Source organism: Azospirillum mesophilum (genome assembly GCF_053470405.2).
Window position 1 is genome coordinate 1 of the sequence record NZ_JBPXMQ020000096.1, and the last position, 2,877, is coordinate 2,877.

The 2,877-nt window shown below is 67.2% G+C and carries 3 protein-coding genes and 1 rRNA gene; 1 reads left to right on the forward strand and 3 read right to left on the reverse strand.

The genetic code is table 11. From position 1 onward, the window contains the following. Window positions 1-168: 168 nt before the first annotated feature. Complete coding sequence (locus tag ACSVC7_RS32495; protein ID WP_448208729.1) at window positions 169-999, reverse strand: TrmH family RNA methyltransferase; 831 nt, start codon at window positions 997-999, stop codon at window positions 169-171. A 215-nt stretch (window positions 1,000-1,214) separates the two neighbouring features. Between ACSVC7_RS32495 and ACSVC7_RS32500 the strand changes: the two genes are divergently transcribed. Beyond that, a complete protein-coding gene (locus ACSVC7_RS32500; protein WP_448208728.1) occupies window positions 1,215-1,424 on the forward strand; it encodes a YjiS-like domain-containing protein in 210 nt (69 codons plus the stop codon). 4 nt (window positions 1,425-1,428) lie between these two features. Here the strand turns inward: ACSVC7_RS32500 and ACSVC7_RS32505 are convergent, their stop codons facing one another. Continuing rightward, window positions 1,429-2,586 carry a PQQ-dependent sugar dehydrogenase gene (locus ACSVC7_RS32505; protein WP_448208727.1) on the reverse strand — a complete coding sequence of 386 codons (1,158 nt, stop codon included), beginning with the start codon at window positions 2,584-2,586 and terminating at the stop codon, window positions 1,429-1,431. Window positions 2,587-2,791: 205 nt separating this feature from the next. Beyond that, window positions 2,792-2,877 (reverse strand): 5S ribosomal RNA (gene rrf, locus ACSVC7_RS32510); the annotation flags it as partial.

The following is a 2,877-nucleotide window of genomic DNA, read 5'->3' on the forward strand; positions in this document are numbered from 1 at the left end:
AAGGACGGCGAGAATACCGGGGGTTGAACAGCTCCAGCAGCAAGCCGAGCCCGCGCGGGTGGTCGCCTTCACCGGAATCGGTGGACGCCTTCGACCGGAATCCATGGTCGGCTTCAACCGGAATGCCCGGTCGCCTTCCCGTGGAACCAGTGGTCGCTTTCAACCGGATTACGCAATGAAGGCGAGGTGGTGCAGCACGATGCCGCTCGTCGTCGCCACGTTCAGCGAATCGAAGCCCGGCGCCATCGGGATGCTCACGCTGTGGGTTCGCGCCAGGACGGAGGCGGGCAGCCCCGGCCCTTCGGACCCCAGCAGCACGGCCGCGCGGTCCGGCCGGCGCAACCGCGCAAGGGGCACCGCGCCCGCCGGGCTCAGCGAGATCGCGTCGAATCCGTGCCGCTCCAGAACCGACACCACGTCCTCCCCAACCGGCAGCCGGACGAAGGGCACCATCAGCGTGGCGCCGACGGAGACCCGGATGGCCTTGCGGTAGAGGGGGTCGCAGCAGCCGCTGTCGAGCAGCACCGCGTCCGCCCCGAAGGCCGCCGCGTTGCGGAAGATGCCCCCGACATTGTCGTGGTTGCCGATCCCGCACAGGACGAGCACAAGCGCCCGCGCGCCCAGCCCGGTGAGCAGCGCGTCCGCCTCCGGCGTCGGCGCGCGCCGGCCCAGGGCCAGAATGCCCCGGTGCAGCGGAAAGCCGGCGATGCCGTCCAGCACCTCCTGCCGCGCGCTGTAGACCGGGACATGCGCCGGCAATCCTTCCAGCATCGGCATCAGGGCCGCTATACGCTTGTCCGCGATCAGCAGCGACACCGCCTCGTGCCGCGAGGCCGTCAGCAGCGTGCGCAGCACCACGGCCCCTTCGGCGATGAAGTGCCCCTCGCGCCCGACGAGGTCCCGCTCACGCACGTCGCGGTAGGCGGCGATCCGGGGATCCTGGGGATCGTCGATCGGGATGATGGTCGGCCGGATGATGGTCGGAACGTGTGGGAACATGCGGGCCATCCTTGCTCGCCGGCCAGCGTCGGGCCGGCGCGGGATGTGCTGTTTACCCTCTCCGCCATCGATCCGGAAGCAGCGCCGAACGGCGCCCGGCCTGACGGCCCAACTGTGAGGCGGTTCATATCTCCAGGACGCTCGGCGGGCTAGACCGGTCAGGCGGGACGCGCCCGTCCTGCCGTCATCGCCCGCCGTCATCGGAGGCCCCGACCATGCTCCCCAGCACCCTAGCCCGTCCGAAATCGATCGCCCTTGCGGTCCTGGCGCTGGTCCTCGCGCTGTTCCGTAGCCTGCCGCGTCAGCGGGCCATCACCGATCTCCACCGCGTCGACGACCGGCTGTTGCGGGACATCGGCCTGACCCGCGCCGACATCCTCGCCGCAACCCGCCTCGGCCGCCGCACGGACGGCGCGGATCCCTGACGTCTTACCGGCGCCCGGCGGACGCGATGCGCAGAACCTCACCGTCGCTCTCATCCGTCAACAGGTACAGCGCCCCGTCGGGTCCCTGGGTGACCTGCCGAATGCGCTTGCCCAGATCGTGGAACAGACGCTCCTCGTGTGTGATCCGGTTGCCATCCAGTTCGAGGCGGACCAGGGCCATGCCGGCGAGGGCGCCGATGAAGAGATTCCCGGTCCAGGCGGGAATGGCGTCGGCCGTGTAGAAGGCCATGCCCGACGTCGCGATGCTGGGCGTCCAGTGATAAATCGGATCCACCATGCCCGGCGCGCTCGACTTGCCGGTGCCGACCGGCGTGCCGTCATAGTTCATGCCGAAGGACACCACCGGCCAGCCGTAGTTCTTGCCGGGTTCGGGAATGTTCACCTCGTCGCCGCCGCGGGGGCCATGTTCATCGGTCCACAGGGTTCCGGTCTGCGGGTTCAGGGCCGCCCCCTGCACATTGCGGTGTCCGTAGGACCAGATCTCCGGCAGCGCTCCCGGCTTGTTCACGAAGGGGTTGTCGGGCGGCACGGACCCATCGGGATTGATGCGCACGACCTTACCGAGGTGCGAGTTCAAATCCTGCGCCTGGGTCCGGTACTGCTCAAGCGACCGTTCGCCGAGCGTCACATACAGGTGTCCCTGGCGGTCGAACACCAGGCGCGACCCGTAATGCATCTGGCTCCGCACCTTTGGCTTTTGCGAAAAGATTACCTGGACATTCTCAAGCGCCCGCTCGTCGGCGCTCAAAGCGCCCCGCGCCACCGCCGTCGAATTCGTTCCGGCCGATCCCGGTTCGGAAAAGCTGAGATAGACCAGCCGATTCTGCGCAAAGTTGGGATCGAGCGCCACGTCGAGCAACCCGCCCTGCCCCCGGTCATCGACCTTGGGCACGCCCCGCAACGGTTCGGAGAGCTTCCCCTCCGCCGAAACGATCCGCAGCTTGCCCTCTTTTTCGGTCACGAGCATCCGGCCATCCGGCAGGAACGCAAGCCCCCAAGGTTGATTGAGCCCGCGCGCAAAACTCTTCACCTCGACGGCGGCCTTTTCCGTCCGGAAAATCTGATCGACGGCTTTGGCGTCCGTAATGTCCAGGCAAGCCCCGAGTGCCAAAGCGCTCAGCAAGGCGGCGATTCGGCCCATGCGCATTCCCATCCTCCCACGTCTCCAGTCCCGAAGCGTAGGTAGGTGCGGTCCCCCAACGAACAAGCTCAACTTTTAGCGTTCGCGATCCAAGCACAAAAAGCCGCCGCTCCTTGTGGAGAGCGCCGGCTTTTGGAGTGTCGTGTCGAAGCGTGCAAGTGCTTGTGCCCAGTCCAGTAGTGATTGGCTGGCGTGTGCCGTGGTGACCTGGCGGCGACCTACTCTCCCACGTCTTAAGACGCAGTACCATCGGCGCTGAGGCGTTTCACGGCCGAGTTCGGAATGGGATCG